Genomic DNA, 24042 nt, shown 5'->3' on the forward strand with positions numbered 1-24042 from the left:
GATTTCCTTTGTATATTGAGGCAATAGGTTTAAGAGTGGCTGCGGCGTAGTCCTGACCTGGATTCAGGCCACCCCGGCAAGCATGAGAAATTCAAATGGCTCGCTGCCGTCCGGACCAGCGCCTTGGCAGGCAGTGGATCCATGCGCGGCACGTGGCCTAGAAATGGTGCGTTTATGCGGCTGCTCAACGCGGCGATATTGGCGTCGCCGTTGAGCATGTGGACGTCGACTGTGTTGGCCACCCAGCCAGCCAGTTGCAAGCCGCGCGCGGCGATCGCTTCAACCGTCAACAACGCATGGCTGATGCAGCCTAGCCGCAAACCGACCACCAGCACCACTGGCAAGCCAAGCTGTTGCGCCAGATCGGCAGTATCCTGATGATCGTTGAGCGGCACCCGGAAGCCGCCGACGCCTTCGACCACCAGTGCATCCGCCAGCTTGGTGAGCTGCTGATAGCATGAAAGAATGTGCGGTATCTCGATGATGCGGTCTTCATGTGTGGCGGCGATATGCGGCGCGGTCGGCTGGCGCAGCAGGTACGGCGTCGTCAACTCCTGTGGCAGCGCCACGCTGCCTTCAGCAGCCAAAATGTCTGCATCGTCGTTGTGCCAGACGCCATCACGCAATTCTGCACCGGCGGCGACCGGTTTCATACCTGCGCTGCGCACGCCGGTTTCAGTCAGCGCGTGCAACATCGCACCGGCGATCAGGGTTTTGCCGATTTCAGTATCCGTGCCGGCGATGAACCAGGCGACTTTTTGTTGATCCAGGTTAGCGTCAGTCATGGCCGATCACACTTTCAAACACAGCGGCAGTACGCGCGCCCAGCAAAGCGATTTCTTCGTCGTCAAGAATGTACGGCGGCATCAGATACACGGTCTTGCCGATCGGCCGCATCAACAATTCGTGCTCGACGGCGCTGCTGAAGAAGCGCCGTGAAAAGGTTGCTGCCTGCGCCTTGCTATCGATCACGGCGTCGAAGGCCCAGATCATGCCGCGCTGGCGGAAGTGTTTTACTTTCGGGTGTTGCGCCAATGGCGCCAGCGCTGCGGTGATTTTTTCCGCCCGGTGGCGATTGGCGTTCAGCACGTCGTCTTCCTCGAAAATCGCCAGCGTCGCCAATGCGGCGCGGCATGCCAGCGGATTGCCAGTGTAGGAATGCGAATGCAAGAAACCGCGCGCAACATCGGTATCGTAGAAAGCCTGGTAGATCTCGTCGCGGGTCATCACCAATGACAATGGCAGATAGCCGCCGCTGATGCCCTTCGACAGGCACAGGAAATCCGGCCAGACCGGCGGCTCCCCAGCAGCAGCGGCCTGCTCGGATGCGAAGAAGGTGCCGGTGCGGCCGCAGCCGACCGCGATCTCGTCGAAAATCAAATGCACCTTGTAGCGGTCGCACAAGGCGCGTAACTCGCGCAAATACACCGGATCGTGCATCGCCATGCCGGTGGCGCATTGCACCAGCGGTTCGATGATCACGGCGGCGATGTGGCTGGAGCGTTGTTGCAGAAGCTTTTCCAGCGTCGATGCAGCGCGATGAGCGACGTCGGCGGCGCTTTCACCGTCACGGGCAGCGCGCGCATCGGGTGAGGCCACCACGTGCGCCTGTCTCAACATGGGACCATAGGCATCGCGGAAAAGCGGCACATCGGTGACCGCCAGCGCGCCGATGGTTTCGCCGTGATAACTGCCTTTGAGACACACGAATTCCTGCTTGTCGCCGTAACCGGCATTGCGCCAGGCGTGAAAACTCATCTTCAATGCGATCTCGACTGCCGACGCACCGTCCGACGCATAGAAACAATGTCCCAGCACATGGCCGGTGCGCGCTGCCAGTTGTTCCGACAGCTGCACCACCGGTTCATGGGTAAAGCCGGCCAGCATCGCATGTTCCAGCTGGTCGAGTTGATCCTTCAAGGCGGCGTTGATGCGCGGATTGGCGTGGCCAAACAGATTAACCCACCAGGAACTGATCGCATCCAGGTAACGCTTACCTTCCGTATCGTATAGCCAGGCGCCGCGGCCGCGGCTGACCGGAATCAGCGGCACCGATTCATGGTGCTGCATTTGCGTGCACGGATGCCAGACGCTGTTCAGGCTGCGCTGAACCAGATCCGGTTGAGGTGCGAGTGGTTTTTTATTCAACGGTACTCCTTGTCATGCCGGGCGTTTCCGCAGCAGTGTATTTTTTCGTAAGTGCGTTTTTCGCCAGCGCGTGTTTTGCCACCGTGTGCAATGCACTGATCAGTTGATCTATTTGTTCATTGCTGTGCGCCGCCGATAGCGATATGCGCAGGCGCGCCGTGTCTTTCGGTACAGTCGGCGGACGGATCGCAGGCACCCAGATACCCAGCGCGCGCAAACCTTCCATCAAATCCAGCGCCAGCTGGTTATCTTCGACGATCAAGGCCTGTACCGCCGTTTCCGATGGCAGCAAAGGCCATGGCAAGTCGGCCAGGCCGCTGCGCAAGCGCCCAATCAGTTGTTGCAAATGTTGTTGCCGCCAGTCTTCCGTCTGCATCACCTTGACTGCCGCCAGCAAGGCGCTCGCCAGCATCGGCGGACTGGCCGTGGTGAATATGTAGGTACGCGCGCGTTGCAACAGCCATTCAATCAGGATCGCATCGCCGGCGACGAACGCGCCGGCCACGCCGGCGGCTTTGCCCAGCGTACCCATGTACAGGATGCGCTCCGATTTCAAACCGAAATGCGCCACGCTGCCACGTCCTTGCGGGCCTAGCACGCCAAAGCCATGGGCATCGTCGACCAGCAGCCAGGCATCGTATTTTTCGCACAAGGCCAACAGCTCCGGCAGCGGCGCGATATCGCCATCCATGCTGAAGATGGCGTCGGTGACTACCAGTTTGCGCGGGCTGTTGCCCGAACTATTGCTCTTCGCCAGTAGCTGTTCCAGCCTGGCGACATCGCCGTGCGGATAAATACGGAACTGCGCGCCCGACAAACGTGCGCCATCAATCAGGCACGCATGGTTGAGGCGATCCGAGAACACCACGTCACCGGCCCCGACCAGTGCCGGAATGGTGCCCATATTGGCCATGTAGCCGGTCGAGAAATGCAGCGCGCGCGGCATGCCGACGAATTCAGCCAGCGCCAGTTCCAGTTCCTCGACCACGCTGGTGTGGCCGCTGATCAGCGCCGAAGCGCTGGCGCCGACGCCATATTTATCCAGTCCGGCCTGCGCTGCCGCATGCAAGGCCGGATGATTGGCCAGGCCGAGATAATCGTTGCTGCAAAAAGCCAGGTACTGGCGGCCATCGACCTCCAGCAACGGTCCTTGCGGACCATCGACGATCCGGCGCTTGCGCAACAGCTTTTGCTCTTGCAGCGCCGCCAGTTGCTCGCGAATCTGGTTCAGCAGCTCAGGCATAGTCGGCTTCCACTACCGGTGATTCTGCAGCCGGGGCAGGAGGTGAAAATTGCAGAGACAAGGCGTTCAGGCTACGGTATACCGCGTTGACGCCCCACGACTGGGTAGCGCTTGCCAGACGCAGTTGCGGCAGGCGCTGCATCACGCTGCGCATGGCGATTTCCGCTTCCAGATAAGTCAGCGTAGCGCCGATGCAGACGTGCGGACCGTAGCCGAATGACAGATGCGCTCCCTCATTGCGCTGGATGTCGAGCCGGTCCGGATCCGTATATTTGGCGGGGTCGCGATTGGCGGCGCCGATCAGCGGTATCACCAGGTCGCCCTTCTTCATCAGCTGGCCGTGCATTTCGACGTCGACCTTCAGACGGCGGCCGGTGTATTGCACCGGACTGTCGAAACGCAGTAATTCCTTTAACGCCGAAGGCAGCAAAGACGGCGCAGCTTGCAGGGCTTGCCATTGTTGTGGATGCTGCAGCAGCGCCAGCATGCCGTTGCCGAGCAGGTTACGCGTGGTTTCATGGCCGGCGAACAGCAAGGTGCAGCATTGCGCCAGCAATTCCTTGGTGGTGATAATGCCGCCGTTCGCTTCGGCGCGGATCAGCTGGCTCATCAGGTCGTCGCCCAGCGCTGCGCGCCGTTGCGGCAGCAGCTGGCGGAAATAGTCATTCATCGCAATCAGGCTGACCTGGGCCGCGCGGGCGATGTCCAGCGTCGGCGTCGGGCTGCCGATGAATGCCGCGATATCGTCGGACCAGGCAACGAATTCGCTGCGGTCTTCAGCGGCGATGCCTAGCATGCTGGCGATGACCAGGGCCGGCAGCGGACGGGCGAAATCGTGCATGAAGTCGAATTCGGCAAACTGCCCATTCGCAGTTGTTCCCGCTTTTGACAGAATGTCATCCAGCAAACGGTCGACGATAATCTGTATCTGCGGCGCAAGTTCTTGCAAGGCCGCCGGCTTGAAACCTGCGTTCATGACCTGCCGCAGCCGCGTATGCTGGGGCGCATCGACGAACAACAGCGAGCGCGAAAAAATGCGCTTGAATTCACGCAATTCGTTCAAAGCTCCCGGCCCGCTGCTATTGGCCCAGCCGCCGGCGCGCCGCACCGAGAAGCGCGGGTCGCGCAGCACGCTGGCGACATCGGCGTGGCCGGTCAACAGCCAGGCGCCGCCGCAGAACTCGGGGCTCCAATGCAACGCGCCTTCGGCACGCAGGGCGTGATACGCGGGATAGGGGTCGTTCAAGAAAGCTTCGTTAATCATTTGATATCATTTTCAGCACTTACTTGGGCAAAAACGTCTCTGCAAGGACGAGATTGTATGTGATCGCGGCGCAATCACCCCTCGATCGCCATCCAATCACCGTTCGATCACAACAGCCAGGATGGTTTACGTTTCTCCAGAAACGCCCGCACACCCTCCCGTCCCTCGGTGGAAGCGCGGATTTTTGCGATCTCCTCGACCGTGTCGGCGATCAGAACTTCCGTCAACGGCTGGCCCGCAATCGCGCGCACCAGGCGCTTGGCTTCGGTGACTGCGTTCGGGCTTGCTGACAGCAGGGCCTTGAGCAACAGATTAACGCCTTCATCAAGTTTCTCGGCGCTGGTCACCTCGTGCACCAGGCCGAGCCGCTGCGCAGCATCGGCGGAAAAGCGCTCAGCCGTAATAAAGTAACGGCGCGAGGCAGACTCGCCGATGGACTTGATGACATAAGGCGAAATGGTCGCCGGGATCAAGCCGATTTTCACCTCCGATAAACAAAACTGCGCCGCCTCCACCGCCACCACGATATCGCAGGCGGCAACCAGGCCGACGCCGCCGGCATAGCAATCGCCCTGCACTCTGGCGATCACCGGCTTGGGGCATTGATAAATGGTGCGCAGCATGCTCGCCAACTGCGCTGCATCGGCGCGGTTTTGCTCCGGCGTGTAATCCGCCATCGCCTTCATCCAGTTAAGATCGCCGCCAGCGCAAAATGCCGGACCATCGGCGGCCAGCACAATTGCCCGTACATCGACGCTACGGCCAAGCTCCAGGAAAGCGTGGGTGATTTCCGCGATCATGGTTTCATTGAAGGCGTTACGCACTTCAGGGCGGTTGAGAGTAATGGTGGCGACCTGCGACGCCTGTTGTATTGCCAAAGTCTGATAAGTCACTGGTTCTTCTCCGTTTGCTGCGTGGCTATCGCCCAATAGATAAAATCGAGTTCCGGACATTGATGGCCCATGGCGGTCAATGCTGCCGTAATCTGCCCCCTGTGATGCGTGGCATGATTGAATATGTGGCCAAGCACGGCCACGAATGGTGCAACGGCGTGCTCTCCGGACGCTCGTGTGTATCGCAAATCGCCGTCGTATTTTTGTTGCGGATGCGTGCTTAACCAGTCCCCCCAACGCTTGGATGCCGCACTCAGGGCTTGGCCAAGCACATCGCGTCGGCTTTCAAGTTCTGCGTCAAGCGGGGCTATGCTGGAATTTTCCCCTGCAATGCGGGCGTACCAATTGCGTTCGCCAACCAGCATGTGGTTAAGCGTGCCATGGATCGAAGCGAAATACAGTCCGCAATCGCGGCGATACTCCTCCTCGCTGATAGCATCGACATGTTTCAGTATTTTCGCAGTGGCCCAGACATGGTAGCTGGCCAGCGATTCAAAATAACTTTGCATCATTTACCTGTTGGCTCCGCAGGAAATCCCACCCGGCCCAGAAAATCGGCAACCACCGGCGTCCACACATTGGTCCCCGACGAGAACAGCAAATGACCGTTCTTGCCAAAGGCTGGCATCAGTTTGTATTCAGCCTGGCCGCCGGCCTTGGTAAAAGCGGCATACCATTCCTGGCTGTATTTGGGGCCGAAGAACAAATCGTTTTCGGTATATATCCACAGCATCGGCGCCTTGCTGCTCTTACCGAACTGGCCGTACATGCTCTCCAGCTTGCCGCCCTGGCAAGGCACGCCCGGATGTTTGTCCGGGTCACCGCCGGCGCCGCCGGCAAAATTGATTGCTGCCACCAAGCCCTGCGGCATCCTGGCTGCCGTAGCCGTGGTGGCATAACCACCGACCGATTGGCCGACCAGCAACACGCGCTCGGGATTCACGTAAGACTGCCGTTTGGCGTAGTCGAGCACCGCCAGTACTTCCGTACTGGCCGCCTCTGCCATGGGCGCATAGTCCTTTTGATTGCAACCGCCGCTGTCTTCAGGATCAGGCTCTACGCCGGTATCGCCATAGCCAAGCCGTGTCGGCACGAACACCGCAAAGCCGCGCTCGGTGAAAAAACGCACCTGCTGGATATAGCGAAAGCGCGCAGGCTTGCTGCGGTCGGTAGCGCTGCGGCCATGATTGATGATAACCAACGGGAACGGTCCGAGGCCGGCCGGCTTGAATTGCGTCACGATGATATCCCCGGTGACGCTACGGCCATATAAATTCTTGACTGTCACCGGCAGCTTGGTAATCGTTTCGTTCAAATCCTGCACCAGAGGCTGCGCCGAAACATGGCCAATAGATACACACAGGCATACAACCACGCAGCGCATGATGGCAGGCGCTGTCCGTTTGACATATGACGGTGTAGATTGGTCCATGATCGGCTCTCAATTAACTCTGTTTTATTCTCCGGCCTGACTATTGGTTTACATCCGGAACACACCAAATTTTGTCTCGGCTATCGGCGCATTCAAGGCAGCGCTCAGGCCCAGGCCCAACACCTTGCGGGTATCGGCAGGATCGATCACGCCGTCATCCCACAAGCGTGCGGATGCGTAGTACGGATGGCCTTGATGTTCGTACTGATCGCGGATCGGTTTCTTGAAGGCTTCTTCTTCATCGGCGCTCCAGCTGCCGCCCTTGCCTTCGATGCCATCACGCTTGACGGTCGCCAGCACGCCGGCGGCCTGCTCGCCGCCCATCACCGAAATGCGGGCGTTAGGCCACATCCACAGGAAGCGCGGCGAGTACGCACGGCCGCACATGCCGTAGTTGCCGGCGCCGAAACTGCCGCCGATGATGACCGTCAGCTTGGGCACCGATGTGGTGGCCACCGCTGTCACCATCTTGGCGCCGTTGCGAGCGATGCCTTCGTTTTCGTAGCGGCGGCCTACCATGAAGCCGGTGATGTTTTGCAGAAATACCAGCGGAATCTTGCGCTGCGAGCAGAGTTCGATGAAGTGCGTGCCCTTCAACGCCGCTTCCGAAAATAAGATGCCGTTATTGGCGATGATTCCGACCGGCATGCCGTAGATATGCGCAAAACCGCAAATCAGCGTGGTGCCATAGCGCGCCTTGAATTCGTCGAATTCGCTGCCATCGACAACGCGCGCGATGACTTCGCGCACATCGAAAGGCTTGCGGGTATCCACCGGAATCACGCCATACAGTTCATGCGCCGGATACTTGGGTTCCACCACTTGGCGCAACAAGGGGCCTTGCGGTTTCTGGCGGTTCAGGTTGGAGACGATCGTGCGCGCCAGCGACAATGCGTGCATATCGTTTTGCGCCAGATGATCCGCTACGCCAGAAAGGCGCGTATGCACATCGCCACCGCCCAAGTCCTCGGCGCTGACCACTTCGCCGGTAGCAGCTTTCACCAGCGGCGGCCCGGCCAGGAAAATCGTTCCCTGGTTCTTGACGATGATGGACTCGTCGCTCATCGCCGGCACGTAGGCGCCGCCGGCGGTGCACGATCCCATCACCACTGCAATTTGCGGAATGCCCTTGGCCGACAGGTTGGCCTGGTTGTAGAAGATGCGGCCGAAATGGTCGCGGTCTGGAAATACTTCATCCTGGTTCGGCAGGTTGGCGCCGCCGCTATCGACCAGATAGATGCAGGGAAGATTATTCTGCTCGGCGATTTCCTGCGCGCGCAGATGTTTTTTGACGCTGAGCGGATAGTAGGTGCCGCCTTTGACGGTGGCGTCATTGCAGACCACCACGCATTCCTGGCCGGCGATGCGGCCGATGCCGGTAATCACGCCGGCCGCCGGCGCGGCGTCACTGCCATCCTTGTCCTTGTAGACATGGTAGGCGGCAAGCTGGGAAAATTCCATGAACGGCGTGCCCGGGTCGAGCAGCATCTGCACCCGGTCTCGCGGCAGCAGCTTGCCGCGCGCGACGTGTTTGTTGCGCGCGGCCTCGCCGCCGCCTTCGGCGATCTGCGCGACTTTCTGGCGCAGGTCGTCAACCAGCAGATTGAGGGCGCTGGCGTTTTGCTGGAATTCTTCACTACGTGGATTCAGCTTGCTTTCTAACTGGGGCATTGCAATGTCCTTTTATGTGTCTCTGATATGATTTTTTGATCTGCGGATCTGTCGTCAGGCGGTATGGATATCGTTGAGATGCAACTCATCCTTCATCGCTTCACGGATCTTGAATTTTTGTATCTTGCCGGTGACCGTCATCGGAAAGGCATCCACAAAACGGATGTAACGCGGCACCTTGTAATACGCAATCTGGCCCTGGCAAAAATCGCGCACCGATTGTTCATCCGCACTTTGCCCAGGACGCAAAATAATCCAGGCGCACAGTTCTTCACCGTATTTCGGATCGGGCACACCAACCACCTGCACGTCCTGGATCGCCGGATGGCGGTACAGAAATTCTTCAATCTCGCGCGGATAGATGTTTTCGCCGCCGCGTATCACCATGTCCTTCATGCGGCCGACGATGTTGACATACCCTTCGGCGTCCATCACCGCCAGGTCGCCGGTATGCATCCAGCCTTCATCGTCGATCGCTTCGCGCGTCTTTTCTGCGTCGCCCCAGTAACCGTGCATCACTGAATAACCTAGAGTGCACAATTCGCCGGAACTACCGATCGGCATGATCTCGCCGGATTCCGGATCGACAATTTTTACCTGTAAATGCGGCTGCACCGTGCCGACCGTCGAGACCCGTTTCTCCAGCGGCGTGTCAGTCATGCTTTGGCAACTGACCGGGCTGGTTTCCGTCATGCCGTAGGCGATCGTGATCTGCTCCAGATGCATGTCGCGCACCACGCGTTTCATGACTTCGATCGGACAGGGCGAACCGGCCATGATGCCGGTGCGCAGCGTCGACAGATCGAACTCGGCAAAACGCGGATGATCCAGTTCGGCAATGAACATGGTCGGTACACCATGCAGACCGGTGCAGCGCTCTTCCTGCACTGCCTGCAATACCGAAAGCGGCTCGAAGCCATCATTCGGATAAACGATGGCGGCGCCATGCGTCAGGCACGCCAGATTACCCAGCACCATACCGAAGCAGTGATACAGCGGGACCGGAATGCAGAGACGGTCGGCGGCGGTCAGCTTCATTGCTTCGCCGATGAAAAAACCGTTGTTGAGGATATTCCGATGCGTCAGCGTCGCGCCTTTCGGAAAGCCGGTGGTGCCGCTGGTGAACTGGATGTTGATCGGGTCGGTGGCGCGCAAGGTTGCGCCGATAACGGCCAGCTGCGGATCATCGGCATCGCCGCCGGCTACCAGGTCGGCAAAGCGCAGCATGCCCGGCACAACGTCGCTGCTGAGCTGGATCACCGTTTTGAGCGTTGGCAGCCGGGCAGCCTGCAATTCGCCAGGCTTGGCAGTCGCCAGTTCCGGCGCCAAGGTGCGGATCATTTCCAGATAGTCGCTGGTCTTGAAACTGGTCATCGATATCAACGCCTTGCAGCCGACCAGGTTGAGCGCATATTCCAGCTCGCTGACCCGATAGGCGGGATTGATATTCACCAGGACGATGCCGGCATAGGCGGTCGCCAGTTGCGTCAGCAGCCATTCAGCGTTGTTGTGCGACCAGATGCCGATGCGGTCACCTGGCTGCAGGCCGAGCTTGAGCATGGCGCTGGCCAGGCGGCGCGCTTCAAGTTGCAAGGCGCGATAACTGAAGCGGATTTTTTGATGACGCGATACCAGCGCGTCATTGTCGGCAACGCGTGCCGCCATGTCGTCAAAAAAATGACCGATAGTCTGTTCGATCAGCGGCGTATCCTGCCTGCCGCGATCAATACTGGAATTCAAATTTGCCATGGTCCTGTCCCCTGTTAGCGTTGCTGATGTTTTCCGCGATTTTTATTTTTTTCCGGGAAAACTGCCGTCGACATAAAACCAGCGCGGCAATCCATCCGCACCGGTTTCGTACTCACGCACAAAGCGGCTGACTTCGTGCAAACGTTCGGCACGGCCGCCGATCTTGTAGCGTGCGACGAACTCTACTGTCGCGCTGTCGCCGTCTGCTTCATGCCTGCGTACATCCAGCCCCAGCCATTTGACGCCGGCTTCCGCCACGATGGATTCCTGCGGCCGGGTGCTGCGATGCCAGGTTACCCACAGATAGTCGCCAAGGTCCATCACGTAGGCGCTGTAGCGAGAGCGCATCAGCGCCAGCGCAGTCGGCGCTACGTCATCGCCATTGTGATAGCGGCCGCAGCACTGCGCGTATTTGCCGCCGCCACAAGGGCAGTCAATGATTGCAGCCGTCAAATCTTGCCATCCCTCATAAATGCTTCAAGCTGGTCGAAACGGTCGAAACCCCAGAACGATTCGCCGTCGACAATCACGAACGGCGAGCCGAACACGCCGCGCGCCATCGCCAGGTCGACTTCCGCTTTCAGCTGGTTCTTGATCGGCAGGCTGTTGATGCCCTCCATCAGGCCGGTAGTATCGACGCCGCTGTGATGGCCGACTTCCAGCAGGTGCATCGGTTCGCCGATATTGACGCCATCGACGAAGTACGCCTTGTAAATCTGCTTGGCGAATTTGTTGGCCTTGTCCTCGCCTTGCTTGCCGCGCACCCACAGCACGGCGCGTGCCGCTGCCTGGGTCGAAATCGGAAAGGCGCTCGGACGGTTATAGGGAATACCGTGAAAACGCGCGCTGCGCTCGAAATCGTGAAACGAATAATCGCCTTTGATCGGTACTTGCGGCAGGGGTACCGAACCAGTGGTCTTGAACACAGGCCCGAGCAGGATCGGATGCCATTCGACATCGCGCTTGTATTTTGCCGCCAGTTCATCGATGCGGGTGGCAGCGAAGTAACCGTAGGGCGAAGAAAAATCAAAGTAGAAATCAATTGCTGCGGCCATCTTTTTGCACCTTGTTTAAATCGCAATTCATGAAGTCAGATAACAAAGATCAGCGTGAATCCGTGGAGATTCCACGGAAAAACGCTGATCGGTTTACAACTTGTCAACTTGTTTGCTATTACTTATTTACTGCTTGCGTTGCAGCCATAGCAAGTACGGCTGCAGGCCATCACACCAGTTCGACGGCAATCGCGGTGCCTTCGCCGCCGCCGATACATAGCGACGCCACACCGCGCTTGAGGCCTTTAGCCTTCAATGCGCCCAGCAAGGTGACGATGATGCGTGCGCCGGAAGCGCCGATTGGATGGCCGAGAGCACAGGCGCCGCCGTGGACATTGATCTTGTCGTGCGGGATGTCGTGTTCTTTCATTGCCGCCATTGGCACTACGGCGAACGCTTCATTGACTTCATACAGGTCGACGTCGCTGTTTTTCCAGCCGACTTTCTTGTACAGCTTTTCAATCGCGCCGACGGGAGCGGTAGTGAACCATTCCGGTTCTTGCGAGTGGCTGGCATGGCCGAGAATGCGGGCGATCGGCGTGCAGCCGAGTTTCTTCGCAGTCGATTCGCGCATCAGCACCAATGCTGCGGCGCCGTCGTTGATGGAGGACGATGAAGCGGCTGTGATGGTGCCGTCTTTCTTGAACGCTGCGCGCAAGGAAGGGATCTTGTCGATCTTGGCTTTTTGCGGACCTTCATCCTTGTCGATCACGACTTCGCCGGCGCGGCTGGTAACGGTCACCGGCGCGATTTCCCATTTGAAGGAACCGTCGGCGGTAGCGGCCTGCGCGCGCTGCACCGAAGCGATGGCGAATGCATCCTGGTCGGCACGGCTGAAATGGTATTTGGCGGCGCATTCTTCGCCGAAAGTACCCATCGAACGGCCGCCGCCTGTTTCACCTTTGGAATACGCATCTTCCAGGCCATCCAGCATCATGTGGTCGAAAATCATGCCGTGGCCGATACGGTAGCCGCCGCGTGCCTTCGGGATCAGGTATGGTGCGTTGGTCATCGATTCCATGCCGCCTGCAACTACCACTTCATTGGTTCCCGCCAGCAGGCCGTCGAAGGCGAACATGGTGGCTTGCATTGCCGAACCGCACACCTTGGAGATGGTGGCGGCGGTCGTTGCGACCGGCAAGCCGGCCTTGATGGTTGCCTGGCGTGCCGGCGCCTGGCCCTGGCCCGCTTGCAGCACATTGCCGAACAACACGGCATCGACTTGCTCCGGCTTCAGGCCTGCGCGTTCTACCGCGGCCTTGATCGCCACGGCGCCCAGATCACTGGCGGTCAACGCCGAAAAATCACCCTGAAACGCACCCATTGGAGTACGTGCTGCACCGACGATAACGATTGGGTCATTCATGTTGCTTCTCCAGATTACGACAACTTGTAAACCGCTGCGGGGTCGCTTCGGGAGTCACTTGCATCCGTCTGCCATGCCCTGAAACGGCTTTGCTGCCTGGTTGGTCAAAAAATAAAATTCCAAATAAAACTGATGCCGACATTGAAACTGCTGCGCTGTCAGTGTTGTTGTTTCTACTACTGCCTAACGTTTAACCGGATACATGGCTAAAACGGCATTCTTGTGGATAAGGAAAGACATCGTCGAAATGGCCTTCCAGTATGTGCTGCTTGTGCTGCTGCCAATATTGTTGGGTTAATAAATCGGCGTGGTGCTTGATAAAATACTTCTTCACGTTTTGATTTCCGAGAAGAAATACACCGAACTGTTCTGGAAAGACATCGTTTTTGGCGATCGAATACCAGGGTTCGGCCGACATTTCATCTTCTTCATTGCGCGGCTGCGGGATCGTCCGGAAATTGCAGTCGGTAATGTATTCAATCTCATCATAGTCGTAAAACACGACACGGTTGTGACGCGTCACGCCAAAATTTTTGTATAGCATGTCGCCCGGAAAAATATTCGCGGCCACCAGTTCCTTGATGGCATTGCCATATTCGGTGATGCCATGCTCCAGCGCGGCCTGGTCGTCGTTTTTCTCGGCGTTGCTCAGGTAGATATTGAGCGGCACCATGCGCCGTTCGATATACAGGTGCTTGATGATTATTTCATCGCCTTCTTCTTCCACCACCGAAGGCGCCACCAGCTTCAGTTCGGCCAGCAATTCGTCGGCAAAGCGGGCACGCGGGAAAGCCACGCTGGAATATTCCAGGGTATCCGCCATGCGTCCGACCCGGTCGTGATATTTGACCAGCAGGTATTTTTCCTTGACCAGCGCATTGGTGGTTTCCTTGGGCGCCGGGAAATAATCCTTGATGACCTTGAACACATAGGGAAACGACGGCAGGGCAAACACCACCATCACCAGGCCGCGGATGCCGGGAGCGATTTCGAAATTGTCCGAGGAATGCCGCAGATGGCGCAGGAAATCGCGATAAAACAGTGCTTTACCGAGTTTTTGCAAACCCAGGATGGTATAGATTTCGCTGCGCGGCTTGTTCGGCAGCAGGCTGCGCAAAAACTGCACGTAGGCCGACGGCACTTCCATATCGACCATGAAGTAGGCGCGCGTGAAAGAAAACAGGACGGTCAGGATCTTGTTATCGAACAGCACCGCATCCAGCACCAATTTGCCGTCGCTGTCGTGCAGGATGGGCACCACGAACGGATATTCGCGCGGGCCGTTGATCATCTTGCCGACCACGTACGCGCCCTTGTTACGGTAGAACGCATTCGCCAGCACCTGGATCTGATGGTTCGGCTCCAGCGGCGTGTCGCCGAAGGCCTGGCGGATACGATCTTCGGCCAGCGTGACATCGCGCTCGAGATCGGCGAACGGCCGTTGCAGCTGGAAATTGGTGATCAGGCGCTTGAGCGTGTAGTGCAGGCCGTCCTTGGCCGGGTAATACACCCGGTAAGTCGGCAGCGCTTCGTCGGTATCGATGTATTCGGTCGATACCGCCGGCCGCACGAAAATGAAATCGTTATGGAAATAGGTGCGATGCAGGATGTTGCAGCAGACCGAATTGAAGAAGGTTTCCGCCAGCTCCGGCTGCTTGTGATAGGTCAGCATGCCGATGTAGTGCAGTTTGACTTCGCGCCAGACCTCATCGGTCAAGTCATCCTGGTCGTACTCGTCTTCCAACGCCTGCACGCATTCGCGCACCCGGGCATCGTAGAAACCGATACGTTCACGTGCGGCGAGCTGGGCGGTTTTCCAGTCGGCCGCTTCGAAATGCTGCTTGGCCAGCACGCTGGCTGCGCGGAACAAACGGTAGTGCTTGTCGAAACCGTCCAAGATCATGCGCGCAGTATCGAAAGCGATCTGCGACGACAATAATTTCGGAAAGTTTGCAGACGTAATCACAGGCCGAACCGCTCCTTCCAGCCGGCCAGCGCCGCCAGGCTGACGCCGATGCCGCCGCAGACCACAATCAGCGGCCGTTCATAAGCCGCCAGCACGGGTAATTTCTGGTAGGCGACGGCCAGCGCCGCGCCGCAAGCCGGCTCGACCAAAGTCCGCATTTCATCGGCAAACGCCAACGTTGCAGCAATTGCCTGGGCGTCACTGACTACTACGCTATGGACTTCATGGCGCTGGGTCCAGGCGAAACATTCTGCCGCCACGCGCTTGGCGCCGAGCGTGGTCGCAATCGAGGTAATCGCCGGCAAGCTCACCAGCTCGCCCGCGCGTACGGCCGCGTTGAGTGAAGCTGCGCCTTCGGTTTCCGCTGCAAGCAACGGGATATGCGACAAGCCGTTGCGGTGCAGGCCGCTCAACACGCCGCTCATCAAACCGCCGCCGCCGACCGAACAGATGACAACATCGAATTCAACGCCAAGCTGCTTTGCCTGCAGCACCGCTTCATCGATCATGGTGGCGTTGCCGTCCCAGATGTCTGGATGATCGAAAGGCGGAATATAGACGCTGCCGGGTTGCTCGCACAGTTGCAGTGCGCGCTGGTTAGCTTCGTCCCAGACGCCGCCGTGGACAATCACCTCTGCGCCGATATCGCGAATGCGCTGGCAAACCTGGGCTGCTGTAGTCTCAGGAACGACAATGGTAGTTTTGATGTTTAACGCAGCACCGGCGAACGCCGCGGCAAAACCCGCGTTGCCGCCCGACGGACATACCAGGTGGCTGGCGCCGCCGGCCACCGCGCGCTGGCATAGCAGACCGATGCCGCGCAGCTTGAAGGAACCGGCCGGCTGGGTGTTTTCCATCTTCAGCAACACTTGCTTGTCGAGTGCGACGGAAAGTTGCGGATGTCGCAGTAATGCGGTGTGAATATGCAATGAAGTCATGTTCTTAACGCTGTTGCCTATTTTTTAATTGTGCCACCAATCAGGGGGATTGCAAAACACCTTACAATTTACGCAGCCAGGCTGCAATCCCTCTGTTACCGGGTTAATCAGCGTGTTTCCGCAAACAATTCCCGGCCGATCAGCATACGGCGGATTTCACTGGTGCCGGCACCGATTTCATACAGCTTGGCGTCGCGCCACAGGCGTCCCACCGGATATTCATTGATATACCCGTTGCCGCCCAGCGCCTGGATCGCTTCACCCGCCATCCAGGTTGCCTTTTCCGCCGAATACAAGATCGCTCCGGCCGCATCCTTGCGCAAAGCGCGGGCTGCTGCCGGCGTCTTGGCGCGGTCGCAAGCCTGGCCCACAGCGTATACATATGCCTTGCAAGCCATCATGGTCGAATACATATCAGCCAATTTGCCCTGCATCAGCTGGAATTCGCCGATGGACTGGCCGAACTGCTTGCGGTCATGCACATACGGCACCACCACATCCATGCATGCTTGCATGATACCAAGCGGGCCGCCGGACAAAACGGTGCGCTCGTAGTCCAGGCCGGACATCAGCACATTGACGCCCTTGCCGAGGCCGCCCAGTATGTTTTCAGCCGGTACTTCGCAATCCTGAAATACCAGCTCGCCGGTGTGCGAACCGCGCATGCCGAGCTTGTCCAGCTTTTGGGCGACGCTGAAACCCTTGAAGCCTTTTTCGATCAGGAAAGCGGTCATGCCGCGGGCGCCGGCTTCGATATCCGTTTTGGCGTAGACCACCAGCACATCGGCGTCAGGACCGTTGGTGATCCACATCTTGGTGCCGTTGAGGACCCAGCGATCCCCCTTCAGCTCGGCGCGCAGCTTCATGCTGACGACGTCAGAACCGGCGTTCGGCTCGGACATGGCAAGGGCGCCGACATGGTCGCCGGAAATCAGTTTCGGCAGGTACTTGGCTTTTTGCTCAGCATTGCCGTTGCGCTTGATCTGGTTCACACACAGATTCGAGTGCGCGCCATACGACAAGCCGACCGAAGCTGACGCACGCGAGATTTCTTCCATGGCGATAATATGCGCCAGGTAGCCCATCCCGCTGCCGCCGTATTCTTCTTCGGCGGTGATGCCGAGCAGGCCGAGGTCGCCCATTTTCTTCCACAGATCCATGGGAAACTGGTCATTGCGGTCGATCTCGGCGGCGCGCGGAGCGATTTCCGCAGCGGCGAATTCTTGAATGGCGCTACGCAGGGCGTCGATGTCTTCGCCGTGATCAAAGGTCAGGCCGGGTAGATGAATCATGTTGTCTCCTTGATTTTCTTCATAAAATATTTTTATCCACGAAAAATGACAGAAACCTGCTTGTGGCTTTCGTGTTTCTGGTGGATAGGCTTGTTTGAATCAGAATGCGTCCGCGCCACCCTTTTGGCTGACTGCCGCTACTGCGCCGTGATCGCTTAGCTCGCCGCTATTCAGCAAGCGCCGGCATTCATCCTCGTGGGCAGTAATTTCTTCCAGCGTCACTTCGATGTCTTCTCGCTGCTGCTCCAGATGCTCGCGGTGGCGGGCCAGCACTTGCAGGAACAGCTCCAGCTGCGGCGCCGAATCCTTGGGGGAATCGTACATATCGACCAAGCTTTTGATTTCCGACAAAGTCAAACCCAGGCGCTTGCCGCGCAAGGTCAGCTTCAAACGGGTACGCTCGCGTCCGGCATACACCCGGTTGCGGCCGCCGGCGCCATCCCGCGACGGGCTGAGCAAACCCTGATCTTCATAGAAGCGGATCGCCCTCGGGGTAATATCGAATTCGCGGGCCAGTTCGGTGATGGTGTAAGTCGGCATAGTCAGGTTGGCGGAACAAAAATTTCTGGTTTAAGTACAATGGCAGTTAACGTTAACGTAAAGCACATTGTAGGCGCGCTGACGAAAAATGAAAACACCGAAAAACTACTAGCGCCTAAAGTGACGTAGAAGTTGCGATTACTGCCATAGAAGGTGAGATTTTTACCGAGATAAATGAGGCTGGTCCAAGCCGTTTACCTATACGCTACAGTGCTCTCTCGAAATGCACACGTTGCCGACAGCAATCATCAGGCTACCGCATGTAGTTTTGCACTTGTGCAACACTACCCGGATGCCGTCATCGAGCATGATGCAGCCTTCGATAACTTGATTGTCCCCAAGCGCTGGACAACTGCCCACTCGCCGAGACGTACATTGCGATGGGCCAGAATTGACGCAACGCGGTGAGTTAACTGTCCGAAACCGACCGGCCCGGACGCGACATTCGCAATTGGGATAGTGTGTACATAGTTACAAAAAACGCCACGTAATTGACCCAGCGGGAGAAAAGCTGCAGGGAGAGAAGCTGCAATAAGCGGCATTTACTCTTCGAAGGGTACAAAAGCGCTGACGTAGTGCCAATCCGGCCAATTTTGCCCCCCCCCCCCCGAAACGTAGAAACAGGGAGTGATTGTTGCCACCTGTAAATAATGACAGGTAGATATAACTAAACAAGCATGCGAGTATCCAAGCACTTGATTGTTCACGCTCAACGCAGGGAGACTCTCATGATGGCCACAGAATTACAGGCAGGTGCACCAAGCATCCAGAGCGAGGCCCTCACGATTCTGTCTACCCAGCCATGGCAGAGCACGGGCGTGACGATACCGCCCTCCGTGGAGGTCATGATCGTTTACCAGAACGGCTTGTGGACAGCGGATCCGGATACCAATGGCGGCAAGCCATATGATGCAGCGGGCTGCCCCGGCTTGCTGGTTCCGACGAATCAGACCAACTATCCGATTACGGGTGTGCAAATGGGTGCGCTGGTCGGGCGCCTCAACGGCGGGGCGCCTTTCCTGATCGGCAACGGGCCTTACACGATCATTTCGGCAGCGGGCGGAGCGCTTGATCTGTGCATCAACGACGATATCACCGGCCACTACGGCGCCGGATTGAAGGACAATCGAGGAAACGTGAATGTATTCATCTATCCGATGAACACACCGCCGGACACCGGCACTCCGCTCGCGCACGATCCAGCGCAGATTTCTCCCGCCGTACCCGCCAGCCAGCTCGGCGGGCTGAGCCAGCTGATCGGCACGTGGACCAACCAGAATCTGGGCGACTCGAACCAGGGCGGCCCGCAAGCGCCGTTTTCCTACAACGTAATGCCTCTGCCCCAAGTCGATCCAAGCTCGCCCACCGGCTACATTCTCAAGAACTTCACTTACTATGAGGAACTGACCTTCACCGCGATCCACGGCAATGCGCCCAATCGCGGCGGAATCGGCCAGCAGGTAGCTTATGCGCTGTTCTACGAGCAGCGCGTGTATTTCGCCGAGGGTCCGAACAAGGATGCGTTGATCCACGCCGAAAACGGTTCGCTGCTATTGCTGCTGGATTCCACCCAGCCGCTCGGCCCTTACGGCAACGGCGACCGCTACGGCTTGGGCAATCAGGTCGTGAAGAATAGCGTCCCGCCCACCCAGCCATACAACCTGGTCAAGCAGGTGTCGGTACCCCATGGCAATTCCATCCTGGCCTTGGGCGCATATAGCCAAGCCAATGCAGGACCCGGCATGCCGCTGATCCCGTCGGTCTCACCTTTGCCCCAAGGCGTTCCCACCGTGCAGTATACGGTGGATGATCCGGTGACCAATCCGCAACCCAGCCTGACCGCCAATCCGAACCAGGTGCTGGTCAATGCGCTCCTACTGCGGCCTTGCACCAACTTCCTGCGCTTGAGCATGAGCACGGCCAACGGCACTGGCGCGGTCACCAACATCGGCTACGAGCAGCAGCATGCGAACGTGAGCCGCTATGATTTCAACTATTGGCTCGAATCGTTCGACGGCAGCGGCAATTACACGCAGCTGCAATACAGCCAGACCATCACGCTGCAGATTCCGATCAACGGCAAGACCGTTTCCTTCCCGCACGTGACGGCCAACACCTTGACCAAGGTGAAGGGCAGTTGATGCGGAAACCCGGTCCTCGTCCGTGCGGGGGACCGGGCGCGCGGCCCAAGGCATTATCAGACCACCGAATGTGACGCATCCAGCGCCCACCGTTCGATGAAGAATCCCGCTTCCAGCCAAGGGCCGCGCACTTGATCGCGCCACGAACGTTTGACTTCTTCCAAGTCGCACCCGGTTTCGGCGGCAACCTGCTCCAGGGCAGTCGGCACGTGCATCGTCTGCTGCATCAGCGAAAGGAAACGATGGTGCTGGGGTGTGATAGGGTAAGTGTGGGTCAGGAAATCGCGGCGCAAAATCACGGCACTGGAGGGCCGGGCGGCGGGAAAAGGCGGCGATCGTTCCGCGCGCACCTCGTGGTAGTACCAAGCGACCGGGTAGCCATGCCGGACCAGGGCCAGACAGGGCTGGAGGATCAGCGCCTCGTCGTCGGCCGTTGTGTCCGGCCACGGTTTCCCTTCATGGCCGGGCGCGTCGAACAGGCGGTATAGCTCGCGTTCGTACCCGGCCAGGTCGACCATGAAATCGATCCAGGTCTCGCGCCGTTCGGCCGGCTCGTCGCGATCCGGGCGGTTGTCCTCGATCCATTGCGGGAAGCGCTTGCCCAGTTCGTACAGGGTATGGCTTTCGGATGGACAGTCGCGCAGATACTCGTCTGCGAAATCGGCGAACAACTGCCCCCCGATCGCATGGCAGCTTGCGGGAAACTGCTCTTTCAGACATGTCCGCAGACGCTGAATGTAGCTGCGCTGATAGATCGCCAGGCAGCCGGAGGCCGAAAGCTTGGGGCCCGGCAAGACGGCTGCGGCTATGGCGGCGGCGTCCACACCACCGGGGGCAATCAGCGCATCGAGCATCCAGTGCTGCAGCCGCTGTAGGCGGTCCGGGGCTGGGGTCATGGCCGGTACAGTGCGCTACTGCCCATAATCCTGGGCACGAGAAAATCTACCGGCGTAGACAGGGCCTCCGCAGTGTCGGATTGCAACCGCGAGGGCGACATTGTCGAGGTGGGGGTGTCGCCGTGGAGCACCTTTTGCGCCAGCATCAATTCCGCTTGCACACGCTCGAACGGCGGAACGTCGCCGTCCCATTCGAGCAGAGTGGCGGCACCGCCGCTGCGCTGCCAAGCCGCGCGAAACAGCTGCCATACGTCGTCGCAGACCGGCCTGTCGTGGGTGTCGACGATGTGCGTGCCGCAATGCTGATGGCCCGCCAGATGCAGTTGCACGACGCGCTTGAAGGGAAAGCGCTCCAGGTAGTCCCATGGGTCGGTGCCGGCATTGAAGCAGCTGACGTAGACGTTGTTGACGTCGAGCAGCAGCCAGCAACCCGTAGCGCGGCACAGTTCGCCGAGAAACGCAGGCTCGTCGATGCTCGAGTCGCGGAAACGCATATAAGTGCTGGGATTTTCCAGAACCAGAGGGCGGCCCAGCAACTCCTGCGCCTGGGCCACGCGCGCAATGACGTGCACCAGCGTGTCCTCGTTCAACGGCAGCGGCAGCAGGTCGTGGCTGTTGATGCCTTGCATGCCGCTCCAGCACAAGTGGTCGCTGACCCAGCGTGGCGACACTTCGTCGGCCAGTTGGCGCAGGCGCGCGAGATAGGATCGGTTGAGCGGATCGGTGCTGCCTATCGACAGCGACACGCCGTGCAGCGTGATCGGATAGCGTTCGGCGATCCGACGCAGGACGGCGCGCGGTCGTCCGCCAGAATCCATGAAATTTTCCGAGATGGCCTCAAACCAGTCGACCTTCGGCCACTCAGTGAGGATGTGGTCGAAATGGACGTTGCGTAGTCCGAGGCCAAGACCAAGTCGCGGCATGGACGACAACGCGCCGGCGCCTTCCGCCTTCGCCGGTTGTGTGGCTATGCCGCGCAACTACCCGCTCCGCTCATGCCGCTGGAGCCACATGCCGTCACGCCGACACCACTCTCCGTGAACCAGGCAAAGGTCGGTCCATTGGCAAACAGTTCCGGGTGCGGCGGACCCGGCAATTTGGTGGGGTCAAGCCCATGCGCCCTGGCGATCGCTGGCCAACGTTTTTCCAGGAACACTTGGCGCGCGCGCAACCATACGCCCAGTCCTTGGTTCGGGCCGTCGGTGCTAAAGCGTTCTGCGTTGATCGGCGTCGCACAGGAACCCAACGACTGGCAGGCGTTACCACCGGGGTTATTCTGTTCTTCGGCGTCTCCATAAAGGCCGCAACCGCCTTGATATTTGCAATTGTTCAACACACGACAGGAATGGTCGGCCGTGCTGGAGCAATAACCTTGTCCGGCGCAAGCGTTTTGCACCATTTGGCCCTGCTGATCCAGGTGTCCCGCCGGGCCAAATCGATCCTGGCCCTTACAGCTATTGAGCCCCATGCACGTGTGGGGGTCGAAGGCGCCCACAGGCGGATTGGCCGGAAACTTGGGAACATTGGCGTAGGGGTTGTTCTTCAGCGGGGTGCTGGGTGTCGCGCTTGACCAATAGCTGCTCACGTCCGGCAGAGACACACCCTTACTGTTGGTAATGTAGTCTTGGGGCAACCAAGCGAAACTGGGACTGCTGATAGCCATCTTATTGCCGAGTGCGACCAAATTTGCATACGCTTGGTCGCGGGTGCCTAAATTGTAATTCTCGAACGTCGGTGCAAAATTCTTTCCGGCGAACTGACCGCCATCGATCGACAACTTCGCCATTTGCTGGACCAGCTTATCGAGAATCCAGATCATGGAGAGGTGCAGTGCCTGGTTGAAATAGCGCTTCTGTTCCTGGCTAGGTACCAGAAAAATGGTCTCGCTCAGGATCAACATGTACTGGAACAGGCCATTGCAAAAATTCGAGATGTCCTGCGGGTTCGCAGGGGAATTGGGGTTCTTGGTCAGAAGGCAGGGTGGATAGTCGGCCGTCTTGGGATTGCTCGGGAAATTGAAGACAACGGCGGACAGATCGCTCGCCGAAAACTGCATCGCCGCCGCCGCTGGGGGGGCCGGCTGTGCGGCCAGCGGCTGTGAAGCCGAGGGGTAGCCCTGCAATTGCGATTGCAGGGTGAGGAATTTGTAGTAGTGCGACAGTTCCAGCTTTTTCGGGTCGTCCCACTGCACACTGTTGCTGCCTTCTCCTTGCTCAGTCACAGTATCGATGGCGTGCAGGGCGCTCTTCTTGTCTTGAATCGTCAAGAGCTGGGCGCGACCGGCGTGACTGTCCGAGGCATTGGCATACTGTGCCTGGCTTGCCGCCGAGCCCGCTTGTGCAGGAGGGTTGGACGCATTGAAGTTTGCGGCGGGAAAGACGGCGTCTATATTGCCGGAAGAGTAATTGCTCGGCTGAATCTGTTGCGCGCGGGCGCCATGGTTGAAATCAGCATCGACCAATTTATCGCACACGATCAGACAGCGAATGTAGGCGTATACCTGCCCCAGAGTCTGCCAATTGTTATCCTCGGGAATGGCGTCTGAGGTTTCGGGATACTCGATCTCCAAAAATTGCCAAAGCTGCGCGAATGAGAATGGCGCCAACGGGATGAGGAGAGGATTGCCATCGGGACCATCTGTGGCGTGATCGAGCAAGTTTGTCGGATAATTGCTGGGGGCATTCAGGTAAAGCTGCGGACACCCCCCCACCGAATACAGAATATTGCTCGACAGCGACATATGCAGCATTTCTTCGACCGCAACGCTCATGATGCGCCCGCCCGCCTGATTGGCGAACAATGCCGTCGCAGAATAATTGGTCACCGACGGCGGATTCGCGTTGCCGACCGTCCGGTCGAGCGAATAATAGCTATAGAGGTAAATTGGAATGGTCGACAATTCGACCTTGATCACCACCTGCAACAAGGTCTTTAGCTTCGCCAACAAGGTATCGTGAGTCCAGTCAGGGTTCGTATTGAATTTGTGAACCAACGCTTTTTCCGCCGGAGTGAGCCTCGGCAATGAAGTGGCCATATTCGTCATGATCGATCTCCTCTGTGTACATGAATCGCGGTAATGGTGTTACTGAGCCCTCACCTGGGGATTGGCGTCGATGTGCAGGAAAGGCGGTAATTGATCTTTGATCGACAAGTTAATCAAACTGGTCTGCGAGTATTGCAACCGGGTGCTGCCATTACTGAAATGCACGATGTACCTATTAACCCCGGGTAACCCAGAGCAGAAGGGCCAGACGCGTGGCAGACAGATTTCCAGAGTCGTCCTGGAGGAAATTTGAGTTGTTCATCGAATGGTCCGTAGTGAGGGAGAAACATGGTTAAGGGGCTTCTAAATGAGTTTATGTTTCATTCAGGCTAGCGAACTGCAAACGTGATGACCGATAGGCATTAAAAATAATTATGAGTTAGAAACTATTTAAATATATACAAA

General features: G+C 58.2%; 20 protein-coding genes. 1 reads left to right on the forward strand and 19 read right to left on the reverse strand.

The window, feature by feature from the left end; genetic code table 11:
- Positions 1-29 precede the first annotated feature (29 nt).
- The 16 genes from bioD to LT85_RS24080 all read right to left on the reverse strand — a co-directional run bounded on the left by bioD (position 30) and on the right by LT85_RS24080 (position 17557).
- Positions 30-785, reverse strand: coding sequence for a dethiobiotin synthase (gene bioD, locus LT85_RS24005; RefSeq protein ID WP_038494112.1), 756 nt, complete (start codon positions 783-785; stop codon positions 30-32).
- Positions 778-2148 carry an adenosylmethionine--8-amino-7-oxononanoate transaminase gene (bioA, locus tag LT85_RS24010; RefSeq protein ID WP_038494116.1) on the reverse strand — a complete coding sequence of 457 codons (1371 nt, stop codon included), beginning with the start codon at positions 2146-2148 and terminating at the stop codon, positions 778-780. Before bioA ends, bioD begins: the two co-directional genes overlap by 8 nt.
- Positions 2141-3391 (reverse strand): 8-amino-7-oxononanoate synthase, encoded by a 1251-nt coding sequence (gene bioF, locus LT85_RS24015; protein WP_038494120.1) that lies wholly within the window; start codon positions 3389-3391, stop codon positions 2141-2143. The genes bioA and bioF overlap by 8 nt, the downstream gene beginning before the upstream one ends.
- Positions 3384-4655, reverse strand: a complete 1272-nt coding sequence (locus tag LT85_RS24020; RefSeq protein ID WP_038494122.1) for a cytochrome P450 — start codon at positions 4653-4655, stop codon at positions 3384-3386. The genes bioF and LT85_RS24020 overlap by 8 nt, the downstream gene beginning before the upstream one ends.
- A gap of 107 nt (positions 4656-4762) precedes the next feature.
- On the reverse strand, positions 4763-5548 hold the full coding sequence (locus LT85_RS24025) for an enoyl-CoA hydratase/isomerase family protein (protein WP_038494124.1): 786 nt from the start codon (positions 5546-5548) through the stop codon (positions 4763-4765).
- Positions 5545-6060: a DinB family protein gene (locus LT85_RS24030; protein WP_156117629.1), complete on the reverse strand. Its 516-nt coding sequence runs from the start codon at positions 6058-6060 to the stop codon at positions 5545-5547. Before LT85_RS24030 ends, LT85_RS24025 begins: the two co-directional genes overlap by 4 nt.
- The gene (locus LT85_RS24035) at positions 6057-6980 is read right to left on the reverse strand and encodes an alpha/beta hydrolase family protein (protein ID WP_038494127.1); all 924 of its coding nucleotides are present in this window, start codon (positions 6978-6980) and stop codon (positions 6057-6059) included. The genes LT85_RS24030 and LT85_RS24035 overlap by 4 nt, the downstream gene beginning before the upstream one ends.
- 48 nt (positions 6981-7028) lie before the next feature.
- On the reverse strand, positions 7029-8651 hold the full coding sequence (locus tag LT85_RS24040; RefSeq protein ID WP_038494129.1) for a carboxyl transferase domain-containing protein: 1623 nt from the start codon (positions 8649-8651) through the stop codon (positions 7029-7031).
- Positions 8652-8705: 54 nt separating this feature from the next.
- Entirely contained in the window at positions 8706-10400 is a 1695-nt protein-coding gene (locus tag LT85_RS24045; protein WP_038494131.1) for an AMP-binding protein, read from the reverse strand.
- 42 nt (positions 10401-10442) lie between these two features.
- Positions 10443-10853: a YchJ family protein gene (locus LT85_RS24050; RefSeq protein WP_038494134.1), complete on the reverse strand. Its 411-nt coding sequence runs from the start codon at positions 10851-10853 to the stop codon at positions 10443-10445.
- Entirely contained in the window at positions 10850-11455 is a 606-nt protein-coding gene (locus tag LT85_RS24055; protein WP_038494136.1) for a 2-hydroxychromene-2-carboxylate isomerase, read from the reverse strand. The genes LT85_RS24050 and LT85_RS24055 overlap by 4 nt, the downstream gene beginning before the upstream one ends.
- 169 nt (positions 11456-11624) lie before the next feature.
- On the reverse strand, positions 11625-12821 hold the full coding sequence (locus LT85_RS24060; protein ID WP_038494138.1) for an acetyl-CoA C-acetyltransferase: 1197 nt from the start codon (positions 12819-12821) through the stop codon (positions 11625-11627).
- Positions 12822-13011: 190 nt separating this feature from the next.
- Positions 13012-14784, reverse strand: coding sequence for a bifunctional isocitrate dehydrogenase kinase/phosphatase (gene aceK, locus LT85_RS24065; protein WP_081992861.1), 1773 nt, complete (start codon positions 14782-14784; stop codon positions 13012-13014).
- A complete protein-coding gene (locus LT85_RS24070; RefSeq protein WP_038494140.1) occupies positions 14784-15725 on the reverse strand; it encodes a pyridoxal-phosphate dependent enzyme in 942 nt (313 codons plus the stop codon). Before LT85_RS24070 ends, aceK begins: the two co-directional genes overlap by 1 nt.
- 107 nt (positions 15726-15832) lie before the next feature.
- On the reverse strand, positions 15833-17017 hold the full coding sequence (locus tag LT85_RS24075; RefSeq protein ID WP_038494142.1) for an isovaleryl-CoA dehydrogenase: 1185 nt from the start codon (positions 17015-17017) through the stop codon (positions 15833-15835).
- A 99-nt stretch (positions 17018-17116) separates the two neighbouring features.
- Positions 17117-17557, reverse strand: a complete 441-nt coding sequence (locus tag LT85_RS24080) for a MerR family transcriptional regulator (protein ID WP_038494145.1) — start codon at positions 17555-17557, stop codon at positions 17117-17119.
- A gap of 728 nt (positions 17558-18285) precedes the next feature.
- Between LT85_RS24080 and LT85_RS24085 the strand changes: the two genes are divergently transcribed.
- Positions 18286-19698, forward strand: coding sequence for a heme-binding protein (locus LT85_RS24085; RefSeq protein WP_216595037.1), 1413 nt, complete (start codon positions 18286-18288; stop codon positions 19696-19698).
- A 56-nt stretch (positions 19699-19754) separates the two neighbouring features.
- Here the strand turns inward: LT85_RS24085 and LT85_RS24090 are convergent, their stop codons facing one another.
- From LT85_RS24090 to LT85_RS24105, 3 genes are read right to left on the reverse strand one after another with little or no spacing between them, the layout of a single operon-like run.
- Positions 19755-20552, reverse strand: coding sequence for an HvfC/BufC N-terminal domain-containing protein (locus tag LT85_RS24090; RefSeq protein ID WP_038494147.1), 798 nt, complete (start codon positions 20550-20552; stop codon positions 19755-19757).
- Positions 20553-20590: 38 nt separating this feature from the next.
- The gene (gene bufB / locus LT85_RS24095; RefSeq protein WP_253273618.1) at positions 20591-21574 is read right to left on the reverse strand and encodes an MNIO family bufferin maturase; all 984 of its coding nucleotides are present in this window, start codon (positions 21572-21574) and stop codon (positions 20591-20593) included.
- Positions 21562-23637: a ferritin-like domain-containing protein gene (locus LT85_RS24105; protein ID WP_052135434.1), complete on the reverse strand. Its 2076-nt coding sequence runs from the start codon at positions 23635-23637 to the stop codon at positions 21562-21564. The genes bufB and LT85_RS24105 overlap by 13 nt, the downstream gene beginning before the upstream one ends.
- Between the last annotated feature and the right edge of the window lie 405 nt (positions 23638-24042).

The organism is Collimonas arenae, assembly GCF_000786695.1.
Classification (GTDB): Bacteria; Pseudomonadota; Gammaproteobacteria; order Burkholderiales; family Burkholderiaceae_D; genus Collimonas; species Collimonas arenae_A.

Bases quoted from the DNA above. Each gene is read 5' to 3' on its own strand.
- LT85_RS24070 (WP_038494140.1), bottom strand. From the start codon at position 15,725: ATGACTTCATTGCATATTCACACCGCATTACTGCGACATCCGCAACTT.
- LT85_RS24090 (WP_038494147.1), bottom strand. From the start codon at position 20,552: ATGCTCGATGCGCTGATTGCCCCCGGTGGTGTGGACGCCGCCGCCATA.
- bioF (WP_038494120.1), bottom strand. From the start codon at position 3,391: ATGCCTGAGCTGCTGAACCAGATTCGCGAGCAACTGGCGGCGCTGCAA.
- LT85_RS24085 (WP_216595037.1), top strand. From the start codon at position 18,286: ATGATGGCCACAGAATTACAGGCAGGTGCACCAAGCATCCAGAGCGAG.
- LT85_RS24030 (WP_156117629.1), bottom strand. From the start codon at position 6,060: ATGATGCAAAGTTATTTTGAATCGCTGGCCAGCTACCATGTCTGGGCC.
- LT85_RS24035 (WP_038494127.1), bottom strand. From the start codon at position 6,980: ATGGACCAATCTACACCGTCATATGTCAAACGGACAGCGCCTGCCATC.
- LT85_RS24040 (WP_038494129.1), bottom strand. From the start codon at position 8,651: ATGCCCCAGTTAGAAAGCAAGCTGAATCCACGTAGTGAAGAATTCCAG.
- LT85_RS24055 (WP_038494136.1), bottom strand. From the start codon at position 11,455: ATGGCCGCAGCAATTGATTTCTACTTTGATTTTTCTTCGCCCTACGGT.
- LT85_RS24080 (WP_038494145.1), bottom strand. From the start codon at position 17,557: ATGCCGACTTACACCATCACCGAACTGGCCCGCGAATTCGATATTACC.
- LT85_RS24045 (WP_038494131.1), bottom strand. From the start codon at position 10,400: ATGGCAAATTTGAATTCCAGTATTGATCGCGGCAGGCAGGATACGCCG.
- bioD (WP_038494112.1), bottom strand. From the start codon at position 785: ATGACTGACGCTAACCTGGATCAACAAAAAGTCGCCTGGTTCATCGCC.
- LT85_RS24075 (WP_038494142.1), bottom strand. From the start codon at position 17,017: ATGATTCATCTACCCGGCCTGACCTTTGATCACGGCGAAGACATCGAC.
- LT85_RS24060 (WP_038494138.1), bottom strand. From the start codon at position 12,821: ATGAATGACCCAATCGTTATCGTCGGTGCAGCACGTACTCCAATGGGT.
- LT85_RS24020 (WP_038494122.1), bottom strand. From the start codon at position 4,655: ATGATTAACGAAGCTTTCTTGAACGACCCCTATCCCGCGTATCACGCC.
- LT85_RS24105 (WP_052135434.1), bottom strand. From the start codon at position 23,637: ATGACGAATATGGCCACTTCATTGCCGAGGCTCACTCCGGCGGAAAAA.